General features: G+C 49.4%; 21 protein-coding genes. 17 read left to right on the top strand and 4 right to left on the bottom strand.

What is annotated here, in order from left to right; all coding sequences use genetic code 11:
* The first annotated feature begins 64 nt into the window (after positions 1 to 64).
* From MKX50_RS16825 to thiI, 5 genes are all read left to right on the top strand, one after another.
* Positions 65 to 292, top strand: a complete 228-nt coding sequence (locus MKX50_RS16825; protein WP_155610421.1) for a DUF1540 domain-containing protein — start codon at positions 65 to 67, stop codon at positions 290 to 292.
* 35 nt (positions 293 to 327) lie between these two features.
* On the top strand, positions 328 to 726 hold the full coding sequence (locus tag MKX50_RS16820) for a hypothetical protein (protein ID WP_244996367.1): 399 nt from the start codon (positions 328 to 330) through the stop codon (positions 724 to 726).
* 160 nt (positions 727 to 886) lie between these two features.
* On the top strand, positions 887 to 1,630 hold the full coding sequence (locus tag MKX50_RS16815) for a lytic transglycosylase domain-containing protein (protein ID WP_213590212.1): 744 nt from the start codon (positions 887 to 889) through the stop codon (positions 1,628 to 1,630).
* A gap of 172 nt (positions 1,631 to 1,802) precedes the next feature.
* Positions 1,803 to 2,954 carry a cysteine desulfurase family protein gene (locus MKX50_RS16810; RefSeq protein ID WP_213590213.1) on the top strand — a complete coding sequence of 384 codons (1,152 nt, stop codon included), beginning with the start codon at positions 1,803 to 1,805 and terminating at the stop codon, positions 2,952 to 2,954.
* A gap of 4 nt (positions 2,955 to 2,958) precedes the next feature.
* Positions 2,959 to 4,191 (top strand): tRNA uracil 4-sulfurtransferase ThiI, encoded by a 1,233-nt coding sequence (gene thiI, locus MKX50_RS16805; RefSeq protein ID WP_213590691.1) that lies wholly within the window; start codon positions 2,959 to 2,961, stop codon positions 4,189 to 4,191.
* Between the two features lie 98 nt (positions 4,192 to 4,289).
* On the opposite strand, the gene MKX50_RS16800 is transcribed toward thiI, so the two are convergent.
* A complete protein-coding gene (locus MKX50_RS16800; RefSeq protein ID WP_339157394.1) occupies positions 4,290 to 5,000 on the bottom strand; it encodes a TerC family protein in 711 nt (236 codons plus the stop codon).
* Positions 5,001 to 5,142: 142 nt separating this feature from the next.
* Here MKX50_RS16800 and MKX50_RS16795 point away from each other — a divergent pair, with 142 nt between their 5' ends.
* From MKX50_RS16795 to MKX50_RS16770, 6 genes are all read left to right on the top strand, one after another.
* The gene (locus tag MKX50_RS16795; protein WP_213590215.1) at positions 5,143 to 5,796 is read left to right on the top strand and encodes a TerC family protein; all 654 of its coding nucleotides are present in this window, start codon (positions 5,143 to 5,145) and stop codon (positions 5,794 to 5,796) included.
* An 87-nt stretch (positions 5,797 to 5,883) separates the two neighbouring features.
* Positions 5,884 to 6,393 (top strand): hypothetical protein, encoded by a 510-nt coding sequence (locus MKX50_RS16790; RefSeq protein ID WP_339157393.1) that lies wholly within the window; start codon positions 5,884 to 5,886, stop codon positions 6,391 to 6,393.
* A 156-nt stretch (positions 6,394 to 6,549) separates the two neighbouring features.
* Complete coding sequence (typA, locus tag MKX50_RS16785; RefSeq protein ID WP_213590217.1) at positions 6,550 to 8,391, top strand: translational GTPase TypA; 1,842 nt, start codon at positions 6,550 to 6,552, stop codon at positions 8,389 to 8,391.
* Positions 8,392 to 8,452: 61 nt separating this feature from the next.
* Positions 8,453 to 8,767, top strand: a complete 315-nt coding sequence (locus MKX50_RS16780) for a YlaH-like family protein (RefSeq protein ID WP_213590219.1) — start codon at positions 8,453 to 8,455, stop codon at positions 8,765 to 8,767.
* A 102-nt stretch (positions 8,768 to 8,869) separates the two neighbouring features.
* Positions 8,870 to 9,958 carry an LCP family protein gene (locus MKX50_RS16775; RefSeq protein ID WP_213590221.1) on the top strand — a complete coding sequence of 363 codons (1,089 nt, stop codon included), beginning with the start codon at positions 8,870 to 8,872 and terminating at the stop codon, positions 9,956 to 9,958.
* A gap of 70 nt (positions 9,959 to 10,028) precedes the next feature.
* Positions 10,029 to 10,481, top strand: a complete 453-nt coding sequence (locus MKX50_RS16770) for a pyridoxamine 5'-phosphate oxidase family protein (protein WP_213590223.1) — start codon at positions 10,029 to 10,031, stop codon at positions 10,479 to 10,481.
* 40 nt (positions 10,482 to 10,521) lie between these two features.
* Here MKX50_RS16770 and MKX50_RS16765 read toward each other — a convergent pair whose 3' ends face one another.
* Positions 10,522 to 11,175 carry a YhcN/YlaJ family sporulation lipoprotein gene (locus MKX50_RS16765; RefSeq protein ID WP_213590225.1) on the bottom strand — a complete coding sequence of 218 codons (654 nt, stop codon included), beginning with the start codon at positions 11,173 to 11,175 and terminating at the stop codon, positions 10,522 to 10,524.
* A gap of 109 nt (positions 11,176 to 11,284) precedes the next feature.
* On the opposite strand from MKX50_RS16765, the gene MKX50_RS16760 reads away from it, so the two are divergent.
* Entirely contained in the window at positions 11,285 to 12,616 is a 1,332-nt protein-coding gene (locus tag MKX50_RS16760; RefSeq protein WP_213590227.1) for a PhoH family protein, read from the top strand.
* 162 nt (positions 12,617 to 12,778) lie between these two features.
* The gene (locus MKX50_RS16755; RefSeq protein ID WP_339157392.1) at positions 12,779 to 14,047 is read left to right on the top strand and encodes an extracellular solute-binding protein; all 1,269 of its coding nucleotides are present in this window, start codon (positions 12,779 to 12,781) and stop codon (positions 14,045 to 14,047) included.
* 22 nt (positions 14,048 to 14,069) lie between these two features.
* Here the strand turns inward: MKX50_RS16755 and MKX50_RS16750 are convergent, their stop codons facing one another.
* Both MKX50_RS16750 and MKX50_RS16745 read right to left on the bottom strand, forming a co-directional pair.
* Positions 14,070 to 15,161 carry a hypothetical protein gene (locus tag MKX50_RS16750; protein ID WP_213590230.1) on the bottom strand — a complete coding sequence of 364 codons (1,092 nt, stop codon included), beginning with the start codon at positions 15,159 to 15,161 and terminating at the stop codon, positions 14,070 to 14,072.
* A 145-nt stretch (positions 15,162 to 15,306) separates the two neighbouring features.
* A complete protein-coding gene (locus MKX50_RS16745; RefSeq protein ID WP_110932156.1) occupies positions 15,307 to 15,543 on the bottom strand; it encodes a DUF2626 family protein in 237 nt (78 codons plus the stop codon).
* Between the two features lie 348 nt (positions 15,544 to 15,891).
* On the opposite strand from MKX50_RS16745, the gene MKX50_RS16740 reads away from it, so the two are divergent.
* The 4 genes from MKX50_RS16740 to MKX50_RS16725 all read left to right on the top strand — a co-directional run bounded on the left by MKX50_RS16740 (position 15,892) and on the right by MKX50_RS16725 (position 20,017).
* Positions 15,892 to 16,545 (top strand): RsfA family transcriptional regulator, encoded by a 654-nt coding sequence (locus MKX50_RS16740; RefSeq protein ID WP_213590231.1) that lies wholly within the window; start codon positions 15,892 to 15,894, stop codon positions 16,543 to 16,545.
* Between the two features lie 115 nt (positions 16,546 to 16,660).
* Complete coding sequence (locus MKX50_RS16735; protein WP_213590232.1) at positions 16,661 to 17,617, top strand: 2-dehydropantoate 2-reductase; 957 nt, start codon at positions 16,661 to 16,663, stop codon at positions 17,615 to 17,617.
* Between the two features lie 67 nt (positions 17,618 to 17,684).
* A complete protein-coding gene (locus MKX50_RS16730) occupies positions 17,685 to 18,068 on the top strand; it encodes a DUF3397 domain-containing protein (protein WP_213590233.1) in 384 nt (127 codons plus the stop codon).
* Positions 18,069 to 18,316: 248 nt separating this feature from the next.
* Positions 18,317 to 20,017 carry a peptide ABC transporter substrate-binding protein gene (locus MKX50_RS16725; protein ID WP_213590234.1) on the top strand — a complete coding sequence of 567 codons (1,701 nt, stop codon included), beginning with the start codon at positions 18,317 to 18,319 and terminating at the stop codon, positions 20,015 to 20,017.
* Positions 20,018 to 20,043: the final 26 nt, after the last annotated feature.

Here is a 20,043-nt window from a genome sequence, read left to right as displayed (position 1 = left end):
TTGACATAAATTCGGCCGCATATCCGGCATACCGTCGGGGGAAAATGTATGCGAGGTGATCAATATGCCAAATGAAAATAAACCAATTGTCAGATGCAGCGTATCGAATTGCGCTTATTGGGGGGAGCAGAATTATTGCAATGCGGATCTGATCATGATCGATATCGACAAGCATGCAGACCGCAAATATAATGCGGAATTCGCAGGCGAAGCTTTTGATAGCGAGCATAAGGATACCGCTAGTTCATCCGCCGCTACATGCTGTCATACGTTTAAGCCGAAATCATCGTAACAAAGCAAGTCATAATACTTTTGGAGGTGCAGAAGATGACGGATGAGAATAAGGATTATGTGGAGAATATCCTTGATGATGAAGAACTGACAGGCGATCCGAAGCGGGTGGACTATCCCCGCCGAACACACGAGGAGGAATATTCCGCCGAGGTTGCTCCGACAAGAACGTACGAAAGCTCCCGGACAGACCGTGAAGCGGATCAGGACGATGCAGGCGCAGATACTGGCACGGCAAGCCGAACCGTTGGCTATGTTGGCGTAGGTTTAGGCATCGCATCTTTATTTGTTTGGTCAATTGTGCTCGGGCCCCTTGCCGCAATTATGGGATTTTACGCGTACAGCCAGGGAAGCAAAACCTCAGGAGCCTGGGCGATCGGCCTTGGCGCCATCGCTACGCTCAGCTATTTCTTTTTGATTCCTTTTACTCGTTAATTCCAGGTTTCTCAGTATTGGAAAAGACCTTCGTCTATTCAGACGAAGGTCTTTTCGGGTAAACGAAATAATTTTTCGAAAAAAGGTGGTTATTGTCGCATTTCAAGTGTAAAATATAGGATATAGCATTCCATGGGGAGAAAGAGGAGTTAAGAACAAGATGGAAATCGATACGCGTACGATGGGACAGCTGATTCAGCTCCAAATGATGAATGATATCGACCTTCAAGGCACTTCTGTTCAAAGAACCTCTTCCGGAAGTGAAGGTTCTTTATTCGATATATTGCTGAAAGAATTAATGGTGGCGGAAGGACAAGAGCAGACATTGGCGCAGGGCGGCTTGCCTGCTGCCGGCGGGATGCTGCCGGGCTCGCTTGAGGATGCCTTATGGTATTTTATCGGGCAAACTACATACAGTGATGCAGACATGGCATCGCTTCCGGTTGAAGCTTCTAGTTCAATCACTGGTTTGTCGGCACCGACAGGCGCGGGAAGGGATATCGACGAGCTCATCAGCCGTGCCAGCCGGGCTTACGGTGTAGCGGAGAGCTTGATTAAGGCCGTCATTGAGACCGAATCCTCCTTTAATTCCAATGCGGTCTCCTCTGCGGGAGCCAAAGGGCTGATGCAGCTCATGGATGGAACGGCCAAAGGATTGGGCGTAAGCAACCCGTTTGATCCTGCCCAGAATATCGACGGAGGCACGCGCTACCTGTCCTATCAGCTTCAGCGTTTCGGCGGTGTAAAGACAGCGTTGGCTGCTTATAACGCAGGACCTGGGCGTGTCCAGCGTCTTGGTATCAGCAATGACCAGGAATTGATGGAGAAGCTGCACTTGCTCCCGAAGGAAACGCAGAATTATATTAGAAAGATTGAAACTGCTCAATTGAAGTATCAGGCTTAGGGGCTTGCGGGCAAGTGCTGGGCTTATATTCGTTATAGCAAGAAGTCAGAGATCATTTGAGAAAACGCTGATTCGCTGCGATTTCCCATTTGGTCTTTTTTTTGACAATGACGATATCGTTAGGAATCCGTTACAATAGACAAGGATTATATTGTTCATTAGGGGGGATGAAATGAAGTATTTTGATCACGCAGCTACTACGCCGCCCTATGAAGACGTTATTCGTACCGTTGGAGAAGTGATGGCCCAACACTTTGGGAACCCGTCCTCCTTGCATCGTATGGGAGAAGACAGCGGGAAGCTGTTGTCCAAAGCCAGAGAAGTGTGCGCGCATGCGCTTCAGGTTAATCCGGGGGAAATCGTGTTTACGTCGGGAGCCACGGAGAGCAACAATTTGGCAATCAGGGGCGCGATGGCCCGGTACCGCCAGCGTGGAAATCATATCGTGACAACCACGGTAGAGCATGCTTCCGTATATGAGACCTGCAGACATCTAGAACAGCAGGGGTGCGAGGTGACTTATGTGCCGGTACAGGCCAACGGTGCTGTACGGGTCGAGGATGTCCTAGCGGCGGTAACAGATAACACGGTGCTTGTGTCCGTCATGCATGTCAATAACGAGGTTGGGGCGGTTCAGCCAATCGCTGAAATCGGCAGAGCTTTGAAGAATCGTCATCCCCGGGTTCTCTTCCATGTTGACGGCGTTCAAGGATTCGGCAAGCTGCCGCTGTCCATTCAGGACAGCAGGATTGACCTGTATAGTTTATCGGCTCATAAATTCCGCGGACCTAAAGGAACCGGCCTCCTGTATGTCAGGGAAGGAGTGCATCTGACACAGCTGCTGACAGGCGGTGGGCAGGAAGGAGGGCTGCGCTCCGGTACTGAGAACATTCCGTACATTGTTGGTATGACGAAGGCGATGAGAATGGCGGCGGAACGCCAACCTGCTCTTGCTTCGCACTGGTCCAAGCTGAGCCGCGAACTCCATGAAGGACTGGCAGGCTTGCCTGGCCTTGTGGTCAATTCCAGCCCCGATGGAGCGCCGCATATCGTGCATTTCTCCTATCCGGGAATAAAGGCCGAGGCGATGCTTCATATGCTGGAGGAGGAGGGCTTCCTGGTTTCTACGCAGTCCGCCTGCTCCTCCAAACGAAGCGAACCAAGTCGTGTCCTGCTTGCTATGCAGAAAGGGAAGGATTGCTCTTTGTCGGGGATCCGCATCAGCTTGGGTGAAGAGCATACCGAAGAGGATGTCAGACAATTGCTGGGCGCTGTCAAGCGTACGATGGAGCGCCTGCAGATCGTGAAAGGTGGAAACAGATAAAATGCTGCAATATGATATGCTTCTGCTGCGTTTCGGGGAAATTACCGTTAAGGGCAGAAATCGTTCTCGTTTTGAAAAGGCTGCTTTAGCTCATGTTCAAGATTTGCTGCAGGCTTACCCGGCGACCGAAATCAAGAAGGAATACGGGCGGATTTATGTCGTCTTGAACGGAGAGCCTGCAGCCCCAATTATCGAGGTTCTGAAAAATGTATTCGGCGTTACGTCGATTAGTCCAGTCAAGGTAGCGGCAGCCGAGATCGATGAGATTATTACTCAGGCAGTCAGCTTCGTCGAGAGCATGAATGTCGCCAAGGAAACGGCCTTTAAGGTCAATGCAAGAAGAGTGTGGAAGAAGTTCCCAGTATCTTCTCAGGAAATGAACCAAATCATCAGCTCGCCGATCCTGAAGTCGTGCTCCCATTTAAAAGTCGATGTGCGCCATCCAGAAATTGAGCTTCGCATCGAGGTTCGCGAGCAGGGGGCTTACCTGTTCTCCGAGGTCGTGCCAGCCGCGGGCGGGTTTCCGCGGGGGACGAACGGGAAAGCGATGCTTCTGCTGTCCGGAGGCATCGACAGTCCGGTTGCCGGATGGGCTGCGATGCGCCGGGGATTGGAAATCGAATGCGTGCATTTTCACAGCTATCCTTATACGAGCAAAAAGGCAGAGGAGAAGGTTATCGATCTTGCTCAGGTGCTGTCCGGATATTACGGAAAAATCAAGCTTCATCTCGTGCCGTTCACAGAAATTCAGACCACGCTCGCTGGCGGCAATCATGAGAACGTCATGATTACGCTCATGCGCCGGGCGATGCTGCGGATCGCCACCAATTTGGCCGAGCGAAACGGCGCACTTGCTCTGGTTACAGGGGATAGTCTCGGACAGGTTGCGAGCCAGACGCTGGCCAGCATGAACGTTATCGGAAAGGTTACGTCTCTGCCAATGCTTCGGCCGTTAGTGACGACCGACAAAGAGGAAATTATCGGATTGGCGCAGCAAATTGGCACTTATGAATTATCTATCCTGCCTTATGAAGATTGCTGTACCCTGTTTGTGCCGAAGTCCCCATCGACGAACCCGAATTTGCATATCATCGAGAAAATCGAGGCATCCCTGCCTCAACTGGATGAGCAAATCAAAGAAGCGGTCAGCAAGACCGAGACGATCGTGATCAAACCGGGTGAAACTGTCATTAGAAGATCGCAAGGAGAGCCGGTTGCACAGGATAAGTGGTTTTAGGAGGGGCAAAGGTTAGGTGCAGCTGTTTATATTCTGGAACAAATAACAAGGCTGCCTCACTAATATGGTGAGGCAGCCTTGTTATTTGTCATCCCAGCTTAGCGTGTAGCATGACGCGAGGGGCGTTTATTGTTCTGCTCGCGCCGCCGCTGCCTTTGCTTTGCTGCATAGCCGGCGCCAAGGACGCCTAAAATCGTCAGGACAATAAACACATATTTAACCACGGGCTTGTCCGCAAAAAACGGCTCCAAATGCGGCTCTTCCGTGATCATGTGGGAAGCGGTATAGGCGAGTACGGCAGAGCCCACATAAGCAATCCAGGGAAATCGTCCTAAGAGCTTGATGAAAAGGGTGCTGCCCCAGATGACGATCGGGACGCTGATCAGCAGGCCAAGGACGACAAGAATCATATGCCGCTGAGAGGCTCCGGCAACGGCGATCACATTATCGAGTCCCATCGCTGCATCGGCAATAACGATGGTCCTTACTGCAGGCCAGAGGGATTCCTTCGCATCTATCGTTTCATGGCCGCTCTCATCGACCAGCACCTTATAGGCAATGTAAACCAGCATAGCTCCGCCTATGGCGAGCAGCCAAGGAATATTGAGCAGCCATACGACAACAAGCGTCGCGGCGATTCTGAGCAGAACCGCTCCGCCCGTACCTAGCAGGATAGCTTTCTTCTGGATATGTGCGGGCAGCTTTCTGGCGGCCATGCCTATGACGATGGCATTGTCTCCAGCCAGGATTAGATCGATGAATATAATATTAATTAATGCGATAAAAAAAGCAGCGCTAAATAGTTCCACTATGGTCACTTCTTCCATCATTTTTTGCCATGCACTTTATTATTAATTCACTAAAAATGGTTTTTGTCCAGTGTTGTTTTTGTAAAAGAAAGGGTATAGCTTGGCACATCCCCTCATACAAGTGTATGGGAGGGATAAGCCTATGGAGCATGTAATATTGTTAACCGAAATCCTTATTATTAATTTGGTGCTTAGCGGTGACAATGCTGTCGTTATCGCCATGGCCAGCAGAAATCTTCCCCTTCAGCAGCGCAGGCAAGCCGTATGGTGGGGAGCGCTTGGCGCGGTGCTGATGCGCTGTATCCTGACATGGCTGGCGACGATTCTGCTCAAAATTCCCTATATTCAAGCCATTGGGGGAGTGCTGCTAGGTACGATTGCTTTTAATCTGCTCCACCACCGGGATAACGATTCGGCAAGAAGTCACGCGGACACGATTTGGAAGGCGATACAAACGATACTGTTGGCCGATTTTATCATGAGTCTGGACAATGTACTGGCGATTGCTGCTCTGGCTGACGGAGATCTTGCGATACTGATTATAGGCATTGCCATAAGTATACCCATTGTGATTTGGGGAAGTAATATCATTACAGGATGGCTGCAGCGGTTCCCAATATTGACATTCGCCGGTGCAGGCATATTAGGTTATACAGCCGGGGAAATGCTAATAAAGGATGCGAAATTAGGCGTTTTTTTGACAGAAATGCTGCCATCCGTACACGGGTGGATTCCGGTCATTCTTGCTGCGCTTGTTATTATGTTCGGTTGGATCGGCAATTATAAAGCGACATGAGGGAGTAGCGTTTTCGCTCTTCTTCATATAAACTGGAATAAGGATGGCACAAAAAGGGTAGTCCTGTCCGTAATTGTCAATTGGAAGGTGAGTGACAGAATGTCCGACAACAACAAGCTTATGACCGGCATACTGATCCTAGCTGCGGGAGTCATCATTTTGCTTGGGAAGTGGGGAGTATTCAGCTTTCTCGGAAAAGCGCTGTGGCCGCTGATTCTCTTGGTTCCCGGCATCCTGCTGCATATATGGGTTATCTCCAGAAGAGCTTCTGCCGAATTGCTGCTGCCCGCGGGGATTCTTGTCATATACTCCATTTTGTTCTTTATAGGCATTATTGGGGGCTGGACGTTCCTGTTCTACAGATTATGGCCGGCATTTATACTTGGCATTGCCGTAGGCTTGTTTGAGTATTATGCGTATTCACCGCAGCGTCAGAGCGGTATGCTGTTGATGGCCATTGTGCTCGCTGCTGCGTCCATCTTCTTACTGGGCTGGAGCCTGTTCGCCTTTTCCTTTGTTTATCTGCTGGCGATCATCATGATCGCTGCTGGGATCTGGCTGATTGTGAACCGCGGGGATAGCCGCCGAATCTGGTAGATCTCTGGAAAGTTCTTGAATTAATTCTGGTTTTGCGTATAATATTAAGGATAGATTAGCGTCGGAAGTTTTCGTCCGGCGCTTCTTTGGGTGGACCAGTCGGTATATGTCAATTTACTGCAAAGACGCAGACATGAAAGGATTTGGAGAAAACTTATGCATGATAGAAACAATATTCGCAATATAGCCATTATTGCTCACGTCGATCATGGCAAAACAACGCTTGTCGACAAGCTGCTTCAGCAGTCCGGCATTTACCGCGATAATGAAACTGTACAAGAGCGCGTCATGGACAACAATGATTTGGAGCGTGAGCGCGGCATTACAATTTTGGCGAAGAATACGGCAATTACGTACAAAGACTATTTGATCAATATCGTCGATACGCCGGGACACGCCGACTTTGGCGGAGAAGTGGAACGGATTATGAAGATGGTAGACGGTGTTCTGCTCGTAGTTGACGCTTATGAAGGCTGCATGCCGCAGACGAAATTCGTGCTTAGCAAAGCGCTGGAGCATCAGCTTACCCCGATTGTTGTCGTGAATAAGATCGACCGTCCGGCCGCTCGCCCATCGGAAGTCATCGACGAGGTGCTTGATTTGTTCATCGAGCTTGAGGCCAATGACGAACAGCTGGAATTCCCCGTCGTGTATGCATCCGCTTTGAACGGCACCTCCAGCTTGGATCCGGAGAAGCAGGACAGCAATATGCAGGCGCTGTATGATACGATTATCGATCATATTCCGGCGCCGACGGAGAACGTGGAAGAGCCGCTGCAATTCCTTGTAACGCTGATGGATTATAACGAATATTTAGGACGTATCGCGATTGGCCGGGTTAACCGCGGGGTCATCCGTCAAGGCCAGCCGGTTGCGGTCATGACGCGCGAAGGCGGCAAAAAATCCGCCCGGATCGAGAAGCTGTTCGGCTTCAAGGGCCTTAACCGCGTCGAAATCGATGAAGCCGGAGCAGGCGATATCGTAGCGATTGCCGGTATTAAAGATATCAACATCGGCGAGACGATCGCTGACCCGAATCATCCGGAAGCCTTGCCGGTGCTCAAAATCGACGAGCCGACTCTGCAGATGACCTTCCTTGTCAACAATAGCCCGTTTGCGGGCCGCGAAGGAAAATGGGTTACTTCCCGCAAGCTGCGGGAGCGTCTGATGAAGGAACTTGAGACCGATGTATCCCTCCGGGTAGATGAGACGGATAGCCCGGATGCCTTTATCGTGTCGGGACGGGGAGAATTGCATCTCGGCATACTGATAGAGAATATGCGCCGCGAGGGATATGAGCTTCAGGTATCCAAGCCGGAAGTGATCGTGAAGGAAATCGACGGAGTTAAGATGGAGCCGATCGAACGCCTGCTTATCGATGTACCGGAGGAGCATATGGGAACGGTTATGGAAAGTCTGGGTTCGCGCAAAGCGGAAATGGTCAACATGATCAATAGCGGCAACGGACAGGTTCGCCTGGAGTTCCTCATTCCTGCCCGGGGCCTGATCGGTTACGGTACGCATTTCCTCACGCTCACCCGAGGTTACGGCATCATGAACCATGCGTTTGACAGCTATGGACCGTTCGTTGGCGGACAAGTCGGAGGACGTCATCAGGGCGTTCTCGTTTCCAGCGAAAATGGCGTGTCGACCACCTATGGCATTCTGTCGATCGAAGATCGCGGCGTGCTGTTCCTCGAGCCCGGCTCGGAGATATACGAAGGGATGATCGTCGGAGAGCATAACCGCGACAATGATATCGTCGTGAATATTTGCAAAGAGAAGCAGCTGACTAACGTTCGTTCGGCGACGAAAGAAGAAACGGTGAAGATGAAGACGCCACGGATTTTCTCCCTGGAGCAGGCGCTGGAATACCTCAACGACGACGAATATTGCGAGATTACTCCCAAAAACATTCGCTTGCGGAAGAAAATTTTGAATAAGAGCGAACGAGAGCGTGCCGAAAAACATCGCAAAATGTCTGAAGCCAACTTATAATGGTGAAGTAAGGCTGTAAGAAAACTATAACGATGCTACTGCCTCGAAGGAGGGAACTGTGTTGCAACAATGGTTTGCCGATCACCCGGTGATCGCGTATATTCTCATTTTTGTATTGGTTACTTTCGTGTACAATAAGGTGTTTCGGGCCCAGCAGAAGCTGCCCTTATGGAAAGAAGTCATCTTGTACGTGTTGATGGCGATCGGCTCTTTCATGCTGCTCATTTTTCAAATCGACAAGCTGCCGATCATCCAGTGTCTTCTCGTAGCAGTTGCTCTTATGCTCATGGTGCGCATCCGCTATTTTGTGGAGGGGCGCCGGAACAAGAAGAACGGCTCATCCGCTGTGGAGGGAGACGGAGGAAATGCTCCGTAATTACCGGCAGCGGGGAGTAGGCTTGTAACTATTTGAAGCGCAGATACGTTTTTAGTATTGTAGGTCAAATTGCTAATTCACATGAAAAAGGTGTTTTAATCCATGAGTTCTACACGTAGTGGCCTGCCTCCTCGGGAGCAAAGCCATAGAAAGTCACCTAAAAAAGGCTCTCGCAAGAAGAAAAAGAAAGCCAGCGGCTTCCAGATATTTCTGCGAACGCTGCTCACCTTGATGATTGTACTGGCACTCGGCGTAGGCGTGTACATCGGCTATTTGTCCGTCACGATCGATCAGGTCATTGAGGAGACCGGAACCGATGAGAAGGTTGCGCCGCAGCAGTCGGCCAAAGTCAAACCACTGACGATGCTGCTTTTGGGGACGGACTACCGTCCGGAGACGAAGACGCATCTTACCGACGTGATGATGGTCATCGCCATGAATCCCGACACAAAATCGGCTACCGTAGTATCGCTGCCGCGTGATACGCTGCTGGAGCTTAAGGGATACAAGCCTGACAAACTGAATGCTTATTATCCGAATTTTCTGGTCCAGGAGAAGAAGTCAGGAATTACAGCCAAATATGAGATGAAAACGATGATGAGCAAATATTTCGATCTGGACATCGATTACGTCACCGTATTGAATTTCCAGGGCTTCCGTGATGTTGTGGATGCGCTTGGCGGCGTCGATATCAATGTTGATGCGGATATGTGCTACCGCGACCGTGCGGATAATACGAACATCAACCTGAAGAAGGGACAGCAGCATTTATCAGGAGAGGATGCGCTCGGCTACGTCAGGTACCGCAAATCTAACTGCAGTCCAAGAACGAAGGCTTCCGATGACTTTGACCGCAACCGCCGCCAGAATGAAGTGCTGCATGCCCTCATCGATCAGGCTAAATCGCTTGACGGTGTGCTTGGTGCCGGGAAGGTGATCCAGTCGGTCGGCAAGAATATGGAGACGGATCTGGAATCCCAACAAATGAAGAACATCATCTCAGCCTATTGGAACATATCCAAGGAAAATGTGGCGTTCATGCCGGTCACCGGCCAATGGAAGAGCCCATACGTTTATTTGAACAAGGACGAGTTTGAGCAGGCTAAGCAGGCTCTGAAGGATGAGCTCTCGGGCAACAGGCCGGCAGTCGGTGAGACCGGGGATGCGGAGGCCGCGGTGGCAGGCAACTGATGATTGAAGGCAAGTTTTGCAGCATGCTATAATACAATCATATAGAAGGATTGTATAGGAGGGCTGGTTCATGTCTGATATCGTTACGCAGTTATCCGAACCTTTATATACTGCTTTCCAGTCCGAGATGTTTGTATTATTGAGCACCGTCGATATCGAGTCCGGCGGGCCGACTTCAAGCGCGATTTCCTGGGTCTATGCGCTGGATTATTCCACGCTTCGCCTTGCTCTTGACCATCGTTCGCGGCTGGTCGCCAATATCAAGGCTCACCCGAAGGTAACGATTACCGTCTTTGGCGAAGGGACAATCTATGCCATTAACGGCAGAGCGGCCGTAGCTCAAGACCCGCTTGAAATGGTTCCTTTCAAGATGTGCTGCTTCGACGTGCATATCGAGGCGGTTCGCAATGCTCTGTTCTATGGAGCTCAGCTTGTTGCTGCTCCCGTGTACAATAAAGTTTATGATCGGCGTGCAGCGGACATGCTGGACGCGCAAGTGTTTGAAGCCATGAAAAAAGCCTAGCGAATTGTTTTTCGCCGGGCTTTTTTTCGTTCTCATCTAACTATCGATTTCCTTGCGGAGCCATTTGCATGTTGTTATTTCTCTGTTTGTTCTGGTTTGCTTTGGATTTATAGGTATGGCTTTGCGTGGAAGGCTGGTTTACCGAAGCCCCTGGCTTGCGGCCTTGGATACCGTTTTCGGTTCTCGGTACGGTATCCCTCGGCATTTGCGGCATGATTCGACCGATAATATCGGCTAACTCCGTTGCAAACCCGGAAACAGGGTGTCCTTGCCTGATCTTGGAGCCGATTTCTGCAAGGCGGTTGTTCAAATCAACATCTGCGGTGACAATCGCACCGGCTCCATGCGGATCCTTACTCAGAGCCTCGGCAACAGTGTACTTGATATTACCCACGCGGGCTCTTTCCAGCTTGCCGTCGACATCGATGCCGACTACGGCTGTATTGCCCAAAACAACACAGTGAGCTCCCTTTACACCGGGCACCCGCTTAACGAGCTGTTCCAGATGGGCTTGCTTATTAATTTGATTTTGGTTGCCGGCGTTTTGAGCCGCCGGTTTATTGCCTGGTGCGGTGCTTTGAGCCCGCGGGTTGTTGTTAGGTTGACCTTGGGGAGAGGGTGATGCCTTTTGTGATGCTGTATTACAGCCTGCAAGAAGAATAGCCGTCAGTAACAAACACAGCCATATTCGCATGTTAATCGTCCTTTCGGGAATAATGTCTGTCTTTAAGCTTCCCGCTAGCGGGAAGAAATATGTATGTAAATGAAATAGGCTGCAATGACAAGCGGTGGAGGGGATAACTGTGAAAAAGATATTTGTATTGGATACGAATGTATTGCTGCATGATCCCAATGCGATTTTTGCCTTCGAGGAACATGAGGTCGTCATTCCGGCCATCGTCTTGGAGGAAATCGACTCCAAGAAGAGGAACGCTGACGAACTGGGCCGAAATGCACGGGGAGTCTCCAGGCTGCTTGACGGACTTCGCGAAACAGGACATCTCCACGACGGGGTAAAGCTGCATAATGGCGGAACGGTGAAGGTGGAGCTAAACCACCGCAGCTTCGCCAAAGTACAGGAGATGTTCGGGGATATATCGAACGATAACCGGATTCTGGCTGTCGCGCTTAACTACCACCTCGAGGAAGCCGAGCTCGGCTCCTCTAAAACAGTCGTGCTGGTAAGCAAAGATGTCCTTGTCCGCATTAAGGCTGACGTACTTGGTCTAACAGCCCAGGATTACCTCTCCGACCGTACAGCGGGCCCAAGCGAGCTGTATGCCGGATACTCCACCGTCAAAGTACATCCCGGCGTAATTGACGAGTTTTATTCCTACCGCTCTCTGCCCATCAAGCCGCTGGGACTAACCTATCCGCTGTATCCACACGAATTCGTTATCCTGAAGGATGAAATGGGCAGTGGAAAATCAGCTCTGCTTAAGGTTAGCGAGGATAGCCTAAAGCTTGCTCCGCTATTTCTCAGCAATGAACCTGTCTGGGGGATCAGCGCGCGCAATGCCCAGCAGCGGATGGCCCTTGAGCTGCTGTTAAATGACGAAATCCCGCTTGTGACTATTACAGGTAAAGCCGGCACCGGAAAGACCTTGCTTGCTTTGGCTGCCGGATTACTGAAGGTAGAGGATGAGCATAAATATAAGAAATTGTTGATTGCCCGTCCCGTCGTTCCGATGGGGAAGGATATCGGATACCTGCCTGGAGAGAAAGAAGAGAAGCTTCGGCCATGGATGCAGCCTATTTATGATAACCTGGAGTATTTGTTTGATACGAAGAAATCAGGGGATATCGATAAGATCCTCATGGGTCTCGGGAGCATACAGGTTGAGGCGCTGACTTATATACGAGGCCGCTCCATTCCAGGACAGTTCATTATTGTGGATGAAGCCCAGAATTTGACGCGTCATGAGGTGAAAACCATCGTGTCGCGGGTCGGAGAAGGTAGTAAAATTGTACTGCTTGGTGACCCTGAGCAAATCGACCATCCCTATCTGGATTCCGCCAGCAATGGTCTGACTTATCTGGTGGAACGCTTCAAAGAACAAAGCTTGAGCGGCCATATCACCTTGGAAAAAGGGGAACGATCCAAATTGGCTCAGGCCGCTGCAGATTTGCTGTAATTTTGCATATTCCTGAGAATAAATATCTAAAAATGAGCCGCCGGACTTAGCTTCGGCGGTTTTTGCCATGTTTTGTAGGGGACAAAGTATGAGGTAATTTGTTACAATAAGGGTTGATTGGATGTCGGACGGCGATCGGAACGCCAGAGAGGAAGAACAGGTGTGAAGCGTAGAAATTATTGGGTGCTTTTTGCGATCCTTTTACTTGCTTTAATTAACTTGTCTCCAAGTAAGCAGTCGACTCTTATTCGCAATGAGGAAGGCATCATTCCTGAGCCCGTATCTCTTCCGAACCCCAAAGAGGTTCAGGAGCCGGGGCATTTTCGGGTTGCTGTACAGATGAATGAAGGAGAATTTCTGCGTCTGCAGCAATGGAACTATGAATATATGAATCAGTTTGCGGATCAGGTAGAGCTGGTGAATTTGCCATCCGGTGAATCGTACCGCGACTTACTGCAGCAGTTCGAATTGGGGGAATCTCCGGATGTCCTGCTGCTGGACAATGACTGGATACGGAAATTCGCGTCCAGCGGGTATCTGCTGCCTGCTGAGCGCTACTACTTCAGCCCTTTATCAGGAGAGGTACTAAGCGTAACATTGGGCCAGAATGAATGGAATGGCTACTTATGGGGGGTCCCCTTTGATACCGATCCTTATGTATTCGCATACAATCCCGCATTAATCAAGGAATTAGGGCTGGATCATCCTCCGCAATCGGCCGACGACTGGGAGAAGCTTTTATCCTCATTCAAGAAACAGAGCCGCATCCCAAGTCTTTTAGCGGTGGATATTAGCGAACCTTACGCGGCTCTAACCTTGCTTTGGCAGTTTGGCGGGAATGCGGCGGGAGGAAGCCCGCCGTTTGAAATGTCGGAAGGGATGCAGCGAGGCATTCGGTACCTCGAAGAACTTCGCCCTTATCTGCTTCGTTATGATACGGAAGCCCAATCTGCGTCAAACGTTTGGAAGCGCATTTATGATGGCGAGGTGGCGATTTGCCTTACGCGTGCATCGCTGATCAGAGACGGGCAGCATCCGCGAATGGAGGCATTCATACCCGATTCGGAGAATACGGGCACCACGATGTGGAGCTACGGGCGCAGCTTCGTAGTTTCCTCTAAGAGCCCAAATGCCGAAGCTGCTGGAGCGTGGATCGAGGAAATGACCGGAGCCGGCAGGCAGCGGGAGTGGCATGAAATTACAGGGCATCTGCCTGTCCTTAAATCGTTGTATTTTGAATTTGAAAGAAATAAAATACCGGCATGGGTTCCGGCCTCGCTGGTGGGAAGCAAGCCGGACGCATTGCCCGTTGGCAGCCTTCTCCCCGAGCAAATGGAGCAGTTTGCCCGCCTGACGACGAACTTTATGAACAGCCGGCTCACCCTCGAGCAATACGGCAAGGAAATCACACAGATTGGGCGCGACAAATAAATAAGCGCAAGCAAGAAGCCCTCTAAAGAGAGAGCTTCAGCTTGACGGTCAAGGTTCCCTTCTGAATGTCTGCTTCGACGGCTTTCACGAAGGGAACTATTTTTTGCGGATAAAATCCGAGATCAAAATCTTTCTCCAGCTCTAGGCGCGTTGTGTCCGGCAGCTCCAGACCGTTGAAGACGAGCCGGTCCACATGGAACACGATGGCGTTCTGTGGAACGTCCTCCACGGTATAATGGCCTTCTACCCGGAGATTAAGGCCTTCCCGGCTTCCCGTAGCTACAATTTTATCCTCTTCGAAAAGGAATGCCATATTGCTGAGCAGATCATTTTTGCCGCGTAGGAAGGCGTTCAAATCCTCTTCACGAATAACGAGGACATATCCTCCGTTTTCCGAGACCAGGCTGTCTTGATGATCCTTCAGAAAGTCTTGAAAGTCCATCATCGCCGAAGCGAGAGCCTTGAAGTAGCGGCGCACCTCATGCAACCCTACATTTTCCCAATAAGCCGTAAGCTCTTCGATCATCGCCCTCAGGTGCTCGGGATCGGCGCTCGCTCCAAGCTTTCCGTCTACGCTGCGCTGCAGTTCTATCACACGTTCACGCTGCATCATCAGATCGTCTTTCATTTGCGCCAGCTCATCGGCCATCGCCGCCAACTGCTTCCGGGATTTGTTCAGCTTGGCGAGCTCGTTTCTGTAGCCCGTTAGCACATCGCGATCCCGCTCCATGATCAACTGGTAGTAATCTAGTACCGTAAAGAAGTCCTTCCAGCTGTTTACGGACAGGAGAGCCGCAAGCAAATCCTCGCGTTCCCCCATATAATAGGCTCTAAGCCGGGCGCCGGCGCGTTCCTGTGCGATCAGCAATTTCTCTTCTTTTCCGGCAAGCTCCTTGGACAGGTTAAGCATTGAACGTTCCGTGTCTTGCTGCTTCATTTCAACTCGGGCAATCTCCCGGTCAATTTCTACGATGGATAAGCTCTTCTCCAAAATCTCCTGCTCCTCTTCCGATAATGGGAATGCACGGGCATGGTTTAACGGGAAGACTAGAGCTATAACTAGCGACGCTGCCAGCAAGCAGGAGGAGCAGAAGGATATGAGACGTCTGTTCAAGAGCGTTCCTCTCCTTGGGTTGGTCTATAAATATATATGATATCAGGACAAGAAATAGTCTTAATGAAAAAGGCGACTCGGCCTTGGCCGAATCGCCCTTGATTGAAAGAGTGAGTTAATCCTACTCGTTCAGCACACCTATGGATTAGAGAGGCAGTCCCATCTGGAAGATCGTCCAGTAACTGAAGCCCGTAAAAGCGACGATCATGTATCCCCAGAACAGCAGGATATACGTTCTCTCCGTAAACTTCAAGTAACCAAAGATGACGAAAAAAGCCGTTTGCAGGAAAAATAGCAGGGCCATTTCGATATGGTTACCGGCAAAGGCCATAAGTCCAATGGTTAATGTGAAGAAGCCAAGGACGCGGTACATGCGTGCCACAAATAAGTCCCCCTTTCGTATGTATCGGCGACATCCAATTTTCTATACCTCATTATACCCGTAACCCTAACAACTGTAAACGAAAAGTCACCAAAGATTAACGATTGATTCCCGGACAAGTGATTCATGTTATGGAGTATTGTTTTTTACGGATTAAGAATTTTTCACATTTTATCGAACGAGGTATGACAGCCCTTTATTTTGGACATACAAAATAGTATCAAATAGATTCTATGAACTCTATGAGAGGCATAGGATGGAATATGAAGCTTTTTTACCGATTACACCGGCCCGGAATCGTGCCCGGAAGACGGTTATATTAGGATGTCGTTAGGAGGTTTTTATAGCATGACAGCTGTGAGACAAGATGCATGGAGCGCGGAGGACGACTTGATCCTGGCCGAGGTAACCTTGCGCCATATCCGCGAAGGGAGCACCCAACTGACTGCGTTTGAAGAGGTGGGGGAACGAATTGGGAGAACGGCAGCAGCTTGCGGTTTCCGCTGGAACAGCTGTGTCCGTAAAAAGTACGAAGCGGCTATTGGCATTGCCAAGGCGCAGCGGCAGAAACGGAACTATATGAAAAAGCAGGGATCGATCGCCAGCCAAACCTCGATCGCTTCCTTGGCTTCTGTAGATCTGGAAGAAGGACTCTATAAAAGTGAAGGGGTTACGGAAGAAACGATTTCCATCGATGCAGTTATCCGGTTTTTGCGGGGGTGGAAGAATACGGTTCAGGAAACGAACCGATATGTAAAGCAGCTTGAGAAAGAGCTTCGTGAGAAGGATGAAGAGCTGGCCGTGCTGCGCGAAGAGAAAGAGCGTTTGTCGGATCAGGTCAACGAAGTACAGACCGATTACAGGGTGGTAAACGATGATTACAAAGCGCTGATTCAAATCATGGACCGGGCGCGGCGGCTTGCATTTCTGAATGAAGAGGATGAAGAGTTAAAGACGAGATTCAAAATGGATGCAAACGGCAACCTGGAGCGAATCGAATAACACCTTTAAGCTCTAAATTGAGAAATTCCGGTATTTTAATGCCGGAATTTCTTTGTGTTGTGGGGACGAGGTCTGGTATAAAGGAAATAACAGAAATGCGGAAAGGGTGGAGAGGATGAAATTCGAGATCGTTGGATCGGGCGCACTCGGTTTGCTCTTTGGAAGCAAACTGGCTGCTTCTGGTCAAGGGGTCCGGTTTTGGACAAGAACGGCGGAGCAGGCCGAGCTGCTAGTTCAGAAGGGTATCGTTTTGCAGGAAGGAGAAGGAAGCTCTCCAGCCGTTATTGCAGTTTCGGCCGCCCATCCACTGCAAGATGCCGCCCGCTTGGCACGGCCAGATGGACATGCCGATTGGGTTATGCTGGTAACGAAGCAACGGCATATTTACAGCAGCCTGGTTAAAGAGCTGCAGCCACTGCTTGGGCCTAAAACGCATATCCTGTGCTTTCAAAATGGAGTCGGGCATTTGGAATATTTGTCAGCAAGTTTTCCAGCCACCCCGATTTATGCGGCTATTACGACCGAAGGAGCGAAGCGTCCTTTCCCATGGCAGGTCATCCGCTCTGGGCAGGGGACGACCACGATCGGCATGGCAGAACAGATCGGCGAATCAGCGGATTTATACTCAAAAAATGCCGCAGAAAAATTAATTGATGCCCTTAATATGGCAGGATTTTACGCACTTCTGTCGAAACACATCGATAGGGAAATTTATAGAAAACTGCTTATTAATGCTGTGATTAATCCGCTGACCGCGATTTGGCGAATCCCCAACGGGGAACTATTGGATTCCGCAGAGCGCAGGGCGCTGCTGAAGCAGCTTTGCGATGAGGCGGCGGCGATATACACGGCCCGGGGCATTCCCTTCGAAGGGGATGCTTACGAGTTAGTAGCGGAGATATGCCGTTTGACGGCGAGCAATACTTCCTCGATGCTGAAGGACGTACTGCAAGGAACGCCGACGGAAATCGACTATATTAACGGCCGGCTCGCAGAAATGGCCAAACAGGCCGGTGTTTCGGCTCCCGGCCACGAATTGTTATGGCGGCTTGTTCGCGGATTACATAAGTGATTAACCGAACTGTGGCAAATGAAATAAGGAAATGCCATTTGTTGAAATATTTGCAGGAGGTGGAACCATGAGTCTGTTAAGTGATACTTTGACCTTACTCGCTATCGTGCCAATCATTCCATTTTTGCTCGTCTATTTCATTCATCTTTACTTGAAAAAAGATAAGAAAGCGGCGCTGCTGCTCGCAATGGACGTATCGACGCTATTTTTCATTCTAGCGGCTGCAGCCCTGTTCAACATCGTTTTCAAATCCGGATTCGGACTCTACCTCATTGTGCTGATTCTGCTCATTGCTGCCGGACTTATCGGCGGCGCGCAAAACCGCTTGAAAGGGAAAGTGGATATCAAGCGGCTGCTTCGTGCGGTATGGCGTCTCGCGTTCGCCGGAACGGGGGTTGCTTACGTTCTCTTATTCCTAATCAGCTTTATTACATATATTTGGACAGCATGAGTCTACATAAACGCGTGTGATGGAGCCTTTACACAAGCTGACAACAAGCTGACACATTTGGCGGTCAAAAGCGGCAAAATTGATGTCATAAGCAGAAGCCAATAATGTAGAAAGGACTATTTTGTTAAGAAAATGCAAAGGATTTTATTAACAATAGTTCAATTTCTGAAATTATGTATTGGATTTTTTGACCGCTGGTTGTATAATCTAAAAACATATACCACAAATTTTAAGGGGGATATTGCTAGATGAAGAAGAATAAGAGTCTCTTGCTTCTTTTGACATTGGTTTTGGCACTCAGCACATTGCTCGCTGCTTGCGGTTCCAATGACAAAGGCGCCTCTAATGGCGGCAAGAACAATACACCTGCCGAGAATGCAAGCAGCGGTGAGGAAAAATTGGCAGCGGATCAAACGCTTAGAGTTAATCTGAGCGCTGAGCCTCCAACATTCGACCCTGCCCAAGCGCAAGATAGCCAAGCTAACACTGTCCTCAAAACAATGTACGAAGGTCTGGCTCGTATGGATGAGCACGGGCAACCTGTTCCTGCTGCGGCGGAAAAATGGGATGTGGACGGTACGAAATATACGTTCCACCTGCGCAAAGACGCAAAATGGAGCAACGGCGACCCTGTAACGGCTAATGACTTCGTGTTCGCATGGGAGCGCGTACTTAGCCCGAACACAAAGCCGGCTGCACCTTATGCTTACCAATTGTACTACCTGAAAAATGCTCAAGCTTACAATGAAGGCAAAATTACAGATTTCAGCCAAGTTGGTGTAAAGGCAACTGATGACTACACATTGGAAGTTGAACTGGATGCACCGACGCCATACTTCCTTGGTCTGACTTCTTTCTATACTTTCTACCCTGTCCACCAATCTGTTAAAGATGATGCGAAATGGGCAGTAGACGCAAGCAAAATGATCGTAAATGGTCCGTTTACTTTGACGACTTGGATAAAAGGGCAAACGATCGAAGTTACTAAAAATGAAAATTATTGGGACAAAGACGACATCAAGCTGAACAAAATTACGATGTCCCTTGTAAATAGTGGAGCAACTGAAATCACCAGTTACAGAAACAATGAATTGGATCGTGCAGGACATCCGAACGGGGAAATTCCTACCGACCAAATTCCGATTGTTCAAAAAGAATTGAAAGATGAATATAAAGTAAAAGGTATTGCAAGTACGTATTACTACCAGTTTAACGTTACAGCTAAACCGTTTGACAACGCTAAAATCCGTAAAGCATTCGCCATGGCGATCGATCGTCAAATTATCGTCGACAAAGTAACGCTTGGCGGTCAAATTCCGGCATTCGGCTTCATTCCTCCAGGTATCGCAGGGGTGAACGATGAATATCGTACTGAGGTTAAAGACGATTACTTCACCGAGAATGTAGAAGAAGCCAAGAAACTCCTTGAAGAAGGTATGCAAGAAGAAGGCTACACGAAATTGCCTGATATCACGTTGACTTACAACTCCAGTGAAGCGCATAAGAAAATTGCTCTTGCCGTAGCTGATATGTGGAAGAAAAACCTTGGCGTTGACGTGAAAACGGAAAACCAAGAGTGGGCCGTATTTATCGAAAACCGCAAAAACTTGAACTATCAAGTGGCACGTGCTGGTTGGAGCGCGGACTATAACGATCCGATGACATTTATCGACCTGTGGACTTCCAACAGCGGTAATAACGATATCGGCTTTAAGAATGAAGAATTCGACAAGCTGATCGCTGAAGCTAAGGCTATCGAAGATAACACAAAACGTAACGAAAACTTCAAAAAAGCTGAGGAAATCCTTGTTAAGGACAATATGGCAATTATGCCAATCTACTACTATACAAACGTAGCGGTGGAAAAACCATGGCTTAAAGGCGTATCGCTCGATTTCAGCGGTGCGATCGACTATACTCGCGCTTACATTACCGACGCGCGTAAGTAATTTTGAATAGCTGCACCGGGATATAT

This window comes from Paenibacillus sp. FSL W8-0186 (genome assembly GCF_037969765.1).
In the GTDB taxonomy this organism is placed as follows: Bacteria; Bacillota; Bacilli; order Paenibacillales; family Paenibacillaceae; genus Fontibacillus; species Fontibacillus woosongensis.
This window is presented reverse-complemented; position numbering and strand designations above follow the sequence as displayed.

What these genes read in the sequence shown, in the direction of transcription:
- MKX50_RS16795 (WP_213590215.1), top strand. Translation starts at nt 5,143, where the DNA reads ATGGAGCATGTAATATTGTTAACCGAAATCCTTATTATTAATTTGGTG.
- typA (WP_213590217.1), top strand. Translation starts at nt 6,550, where the DNA reads ATGCATGATAGAAACAATATTCGCAATATAGCCATTATTGCTCACGTC.
- MKX50_RS16770 (WP_213590223.1), top strand. Translation starts at nt 10,029, where the DNA reads ATGTCTGATATCGTTACGCAGTTATCCGAACCTTTATATACTGCTTTC.
- MKX50_RS16740 (WP_213590231.1), top strand. Translation starts at nt 15,892, where the DNA reads ATGACAGCTGTGAGACAAGATGCATGGAGCGCGGAGGACGACTTGATC.
- MKX50_RS16725 (WP_213590234.1), top strand. Translation starts at nt 18,317, where the DNA reads ATGAAGAAGAATAAGAGTCTCTTGCTTCTTTTGACATTGGTTTTGGCA.
- MKX50_RS16820 (WP_244996367.1), top strand. Translation starts at nt 328, where the DNA reads ATGACGGATGAGAATAAGGATTATGTGGAGAATATCCTTGATGATGAA.
- MKX50_RS16815 (WP_213590212.1), top strand. Translation starts at nt 887, where the DNA reads ATGGAAATCGATACGCGTACGATGGGACAGCTGATTCAGCTCCAAATG.
- MKX50_RS16810 (WP_213590213.1), top strand. Translation starts at nt 1,803, where the DNA reads ATGAAGTATTTTGATCACGCAGCTACTACGCCGCCCTATGAAGACGTT.
- MKX50_RS16765 (WP_213590225.1), bottom strand. Translation starts at nt 11,175, where the DNA reads ATGCGAATATGGCTGTGTTTGTTACTGACGGCTATTCTTCTTGCAGGC.
- MKX50_RS16775 (WP_213590221.1), top strand. Translation starts at nt 8,870, where the DNA reads ATGAGTTCTACACGTAGTGGCCTGCCTCCTCGGGAGCAAAGCCATAGA.
- MKX50_RS16730 (WP_213590233.1), top strand. Translation starts at nt 17,685, where the DNA reads ATGAGTCTGTTAAGTGATACTTTGACCTTACTCGCTATCGTGCCAATC.
- MKX50_RS16825 (WP_155610421.1), top strand. Translation starts at nt 65, where the DNA reads ATGCCAAATGAAAATAAACCAATTGTCAGATGCAGCGTATCGAATTGC.
- MKX50_RS16735 (WP_213590232.1), top strand. Translation starts at nt 16,661, where the DNA reads ATGAAATTCGAGATCGTTGGATCGGGCGCACTCGGTTTGCTCTTTGGA.